The organism is Pirellulales bacterium (assembly GCA_036490175.1).
Lineage (GTDB): Bacteria > Planctomycetota > Planctomycetia > Pirellulales > JACPPG01 > JACPPG01.
Window position 1 is genome coordinate 1 of the sequence record DASXEJ010000252.1, and the last position, 5,213, is coordinate 5,213.

A 5,213-nucleotide genomic window follows, 5' to 3' on the forward strand; every position below is an offset into this window, starting at 1 on the left:
CGGCAAGACTTGAATGGCTCGCCGTCGGTGACCGAGTTTCGCGATCAGGTGGCCATATGTTTGGTTGTTTGGCACGGTCAGCCTGCACCGACGGCCACGCTATCACAGTTCGCGAATACGAAGATTGCGGAAGTCGAGCCGTGAGCTGTGATTTTGCAGACCCACATGACCCGTCGTCCGCTTCAGCCCCGGATGCTCAGCGAGCTTTTCGGGGTGGGCAGTCAGGTCGGCATCGACGATTTGGGTGCCGTTGAGTGTGACCTGAACGTGATTGTCCTTGCACATAATGTGCATCTTCTGCCACTCGCCCGCCTTCTTCGAGACGCGTGGCTGGGCGGGAACGACATCGTACAAGCTGCCGGTGTATTGCGTCGGCTTGAGATTGGCATATTGCGCGTCGTAGTCGTCGAGAACTTGGATCTCCATGCCCGCAAATGCCGGATTGCCTTTATGCGGCGCGCGAAGGAAGACACCGCTGTTGCCGCCGACGGGAACGCGGTATTCCAATTCCAGCTCGAAATTGGCGTATTCGTCGTTCGTCGACAGCCAACCAGATCCCTGGCCGGAGCAAATCAGCAAGCCATCATCGACGCGCCAGCTAGTGGCAGGTCCATCGATGGGAGTCCAACCGCTGAGATCCTTGCCGTTGAAGAGCGGCTTCCAGTCCGCCGCGTGGATTGGCATGGCAGTGCAAAAACAGGCTACGAGCGCGAGGGAAAAGAGTCGTGAAACGAGCATGGTGCGAATCTCCGCGAAGTGTCAACGATGTTTCCAGCGGCGATCACCACCGCGTTTGTGAAGCGTTCCGTTGCGTCACACTAACCCGCGGTGCTAGCCAGGGAAAGGGCCCGACCAGCGGACAACCGCACGGCGGGTGTACCGGTCGACGAGCCGCGGCGGGGCGGGGCGATCAAACAATGATAGGGGCGATACGGACCTGCCGCTGGAAAGATGGGGGTTCTAGGATCCGGCGCGAAGAGTTTGCCGGTAAGACATTCTTTGCACTGGGAAAAAATGACGATTTCGCCGGTCGCATCAGCCGATGATACCGCAGGTGCTGCGTCCCTCGCCGTGGAACTACGTCGATGGGGGGCCAGCCACGGGTCGCCGGCGCGAACGCCGTGACGGGGGATGTTCGGGAAAGGGATGTTCGATGCTGCAAAGAATGGGTGCGCTCGCCATCTTGGTAGTCGCTCTGTCGTCATTGGGGTGCGCAATGTGCGCAGCGCCGGACGACTACGGCGGACCCGTTCCGGCATCGGGACTGGGCTTTAACGATCGCGCCGGCTCCATTCTGCAAGGCAATGTTCCGCCGAACGCAGTGTTCGATGCCGAAGTATCGCAGGAAGCCATTGGCGAATCGGTCACCGAAGGACCACCGCAGCAGCCGAGCCAGGGTCAGCCCACCGAGGCACCGCCTCTCGGCCCGCAATCGCGCCGCTCGGATCAAGGGCAGTGGCGGTAGAACGTCGTAGCTCAGACCGCGGTGCAATCTTCTGCGCGCCCTGAATCGCGATCCACTCACGGTAACGCGACACTCGCTCGTTCGCATTGTTTCACGCTGCTGAGTACCGCGCAGGACCGGCGGATTTATCCAGATCCAACCGGTACAGCGAGCGATAATCGAGCCCGGCCCCTTCTTTCTCACGACAGGGCCAAGGGCTATTTGCACCCACGGACACAACCAGTTCGTCAGGGTTGATCCTGCCCGCTTGGTCACAAGCGCCCGGCCAAGGTTTTGACGGGCCGGTATCTGGTTAGCATGGCCGCGTTGGCAATGTTAGGGCTTGAATAGGCACCGTTGGGGTCGTCCGTCGATCGAGCTATAGTGATTGAGCAGCCGCGGCGGCCAGGATATCGCCAACACCAGGCGACTAGGGCGCCGCAGCCAGGCGGAGTTCACTTTCATGCATTTGCCCGACGGCTTTCTCAATGCCTCGACCTGTGCTGGCACCGGTGCGTTAGCGGGCGGTGCCGTCGCTTGGGCTGCGCGCCAAGCGCGGGCCACGGTGGGCGACCGCCTGATCCCTCTGATGGGAGTGATGAGCGCGTGCATCTTCGCGGCTCAGATGGTGAATTTTCCGATTTGGGGAGGAACTTCGGGGCATTTGCTGGGAGGGGTGCTGGCTGCCGTAGTGCTGGGACCGTGGGCCGGCGTCTTGGCAATGTCGGTCGTGTTGGTCGTGCAATGCCTGTTGTTTTACGACGGCGGATTGACGGCGCTGGGAGCGAACATCGTCAACATGGCGCTGGCCGGGTCGCTCGCAGGATATGCCGTGTACGCTACGATCGTGCGGCTCCGGCCGACTGCCGCGGCACATGTCGCCGGGGCCGTGATCGCGAGCTGGCTTTCCGTGCAACTGGCGGCCGCGCTCTGTGCTCTCGAGTTGTGGTGGTCAGGCACGTATCCCTTGGGTGCCGTCCTTCCGGCGATGCTGATCGTGCACAGCTTTATCGGCGTTGGTGAAGCTCTAATCACGGGCGCCGTGGTCGCGTTCCTGATACGCGTACGGCCCGAGATGTTGTACGCCGCGCGGACGCCCGAATCGACTGCACTGCGCCTCCGCCAGGTCGCGGTCGCGGGACTGGCCACGGCCTTGTTCGTGGCATTTTTCGTCTCCCCGCTGGCATCCGCGGCTCCCGATGGGCTGGAAGCAATTGCCGATAGTCTCGGCACACATGAGGCTCCGCCTGCGCCTGCGATCATTCCCATGGCCGACTACCAGGTCGCTTGGTTGCGCGGCGCTTGGTTGGCTACCTCGCTGGCCGGAGCCATCGGGGCACTGACCGTCTTCGGCTTGGCGTGGGTCTTATCGCGCGGTGTGCGATATGGAACGGCCCCTCTGCGCTAGTAGCCTCGGAGCTGCTATGCGTCTTCGCCAACTACTTGCCGATTTTCGGTTGGCAGGCCATGTCCGCTAAGCCACCAGACAAATACAGCGCACAGCGCAAGTCCGCAGAGTGCGCCGACGGAATCGGCCAGCCAGTCGTACCATTCAAAGTCTCGACCAACGAGCGGCTGCGTGGACTCGTCGCATAATCCAGAGGCTACGACCATCAGCCAAACGCAGGCCGTGGTCCCAAACGAAAGACCGAGAGATGACGCCGCCTCACGGCGGCGCAGGTACACGACCAGCGATAGTAGAAAGGCCAGCCCTGCATAGGCAGAGAAATGCAGCAGCTTGTCGCTAGCCAATAGCGGCTTATCCCGTGGCAAAAACTCCAACGGCCAATGCGTGGCCGTGATCAGCGCCAACCAATAGAACGCCAGAGTGAATGTGGCGACCCGGCGGCCAGGTTGACCTTGAATTGAGATGTCCGACACGGGCAGGTCCTTGCGAGACGGTTAACGGTATGCCGGGCTTTCGGTCGACTGGCGGCAGTCCCAAGAAAGGGGCTGACTGGCAAGTGCCGCGACCAGGATAGGGCACCTATCAGCTTACCTTGCGAAATTGCCGGCACACCAAATGCTTGACCACAATGAATGGGCGATTAGGATTGACCGTATAGGACTTTGTCGGTCAGGCAACAGGTGTCTTCCAGCCGCGAAAAGTCCGCCTCTCTGTGAGACCGCTACTGTAGCTCGTCCTGCAGTTTTCGCCATGGGAAACATCCCACTGCGAGGGCGAAGTCGGACGTAAAGCGGCGGCCTCTTTCGACTGCCGCGTCGGGCATCCACGCTGTGTTAGAGCCTGATTCGCGTTCGCACTTCGCACCGGCTGTTCGGGGTGCTTCAGATTCTTCCGCCTTTTTTCAGGCGTAGGGCAAGTTCATGTGCGATTCGGTCATTCCGGGGGAATGTCCGCGCGCCGGGATTTCATGTCGCGCTGCCGGTACGAGTGGATGCCTCTGGGAGGGCCGACAACCACGTAACACTCCGCAGGATGGATAGGGCCCAATGGCCGAGAATCCACAGGAAGTCCGATGAGTCCGCTCAGGTTCGACGCGTGAATTTCTGCTTCTTGAAAACGGCATCTTGATAATGACACTTGCATCGAAGCGAAACACCGGAATCGTATTGGCGGGCGCTGTTCTCATCTCGCTAGCCAGCGTCAGCACGCTGTGGGCGACGCCGTTAGTGGTCGATAGCTTCAGTCTGCAGATCTCGGAAGACATCAGCAACTACAACAGCTTGAGTCCTTCGATGCAGTCTTCATTGCGTTTGGTCGCTCAGGATCGGCCCAATTTCGCGATTACGAACACCTCGACGACGTCGTCCATTACGGCCTTCTTCATGACGATGGGGAATAGCACCTATAGCTTTGGCTCATTGATTTTTTCACCAAGTGCCACAGAGCCGACGGTCGACACATTCCTGCCCGGCGCTGCTCCTGGATTGCACGCGAATTCCAACTTTGTATCGATGACTTATAGCAATTTCGTACCGAACCTGACGTACGATTTTCGCGCTAATATCGATCGAGTTTCCGATGGCGGCGCGAGCCTGACGAACTATCGAGCCGCGTTGGCCGGCGGCACGGACGCGAGTCAATGGGCCGTGGTCAATGTGGCCTTCTCGGACGGAGTCTCGCTGCACGAGGTAATTACCCCCAGCGATATCTCGGGCACGGCGGCGAATACTGTGTATTCCTATTTTTATTGTCCCCCCAGTGCGCCGCCGGTCGCGCAGATCGCTATCTCGGCTCAGGCGACGCTGGAAACTACGGTGCCGATAACACCGGTGACGCCGGCCCCTGAACCGACCGCATGGCTATTGGCGGCCCTTGGCGCCGTGTTCATGGGATTGGCCAGACTTCGATGTCGCCTAGCGATTTAGCCGCCGAGCGACCGGGCGGAGCCAATTCATTTGATCAGACGATCACAACAGCCCACTCGCTGCGCGGCCCCTTTTGCGGGGCCATGAGCATTTCTTGCTGTTGAATTCTCGGGCGCCGCCTTCCTCGCCAGTGCTAGCCCCCCTTCGGTAAACTTTTCTGGTTTGCGAGAGCTTGTTGTCTGGCCAAACTTTTGCGGTCTTAACGGAAAATCCGCAAGGGAGGACTCTGCGGGTGTCGAAGAGAATTCCGGACCGCGTCATAGCGGTTGCGCACTGTCGGCCTTTGGCCGGGCTCATAGTGCGTCCAAAAATCAGCACTGCGCTAACCTGGGGGGGTTACGATGAGCGGCTCGAGGCGCGGATGGTCTCTGCTCGCAATGGCAGCGATCCTGACCGGAACTAATAACACCTGGGCGGCAGACAGGCAGGCCCCGCC

Annotated in this window: 5 protein-coding genes; 3 read left to right on the plus strand and 2 right to left on the minus strand. The window is 60.2% G+C overall.

Translation table 11 applies throughout. The features are described 5' to 3' along the window. Window positions 1-102: 102 nt before the first annotated feature. The gene (locus tag VGG64_18755; protein HEY1601648.1) at window positions 103-738 is read right to left on the minus strand and encodes a DUF1080 domain-containing protein; all 636 of its coding nucleotides are present in this window, start codon (window positions 736-738) and stop codon (window positions 103-105) included. A gap of 415 nt (window positions 739-1,153) precedes the next feature. Here VGG64_18755 and VGG64_18760 point away from each other — a divergent pair, with 415 nt between their 5' ends. Together VGG64_18760 and VGG64_18765 are read left to right on the plus strand one after the other, a co-directional pair. Beyond that, window positions 1,154-1,465, plus strand: coding sequence for a hypothetical protein (locus VGG64_18760; protein HEY1601649.1), 312 nt, complete (start codon window positions 1,154-1,156; stop codon window positions 1,463-1,465). Window positions 1,466-1,832: 367 nt separating this feature from the next. After that, entirely contained in the window at window positions 1,833-2,852 is a 1,020-nt protein-coding gene (locus VGG64_18765; GenBank protein ID HEY1601650.1) for an energy-coupling factor ABC transporter permease, read from the plus strand. A gap of 14 nt (window positions 2,853-2,866) precedes the next feature. Here VGG64_18765 and VGG64_18770 read toward each other — a convergent pair whose 3' ends face one another. Further along, window positions 2,867-3,325, minus strand: coding sequence for a VanZ family protein (locus tag VGG64_18770; protein HEY1601651.1), 459 nt, complete (start codon window positions 3,323-3,325; stop codon window positions 2,867-2,869). A 657-nt stretch (window positions 3,326-3,982) separates the two neighbouring features. On the opposite strand from VGG64_18770, the gene VGG64_18775 reads away from it, so the two are divergent. Then, window positions 3,983-4,777, plus strand: coding sequence for a hypothetical protein (locus tag VGG64_18775; protein HEY1601652.1), 795 nt, complete (start codon window positions 3,983-3,985; stop codon window positions 4,775-4,777). Window positions 4,778-5,213: the final 436 nt, after the last annotated feature.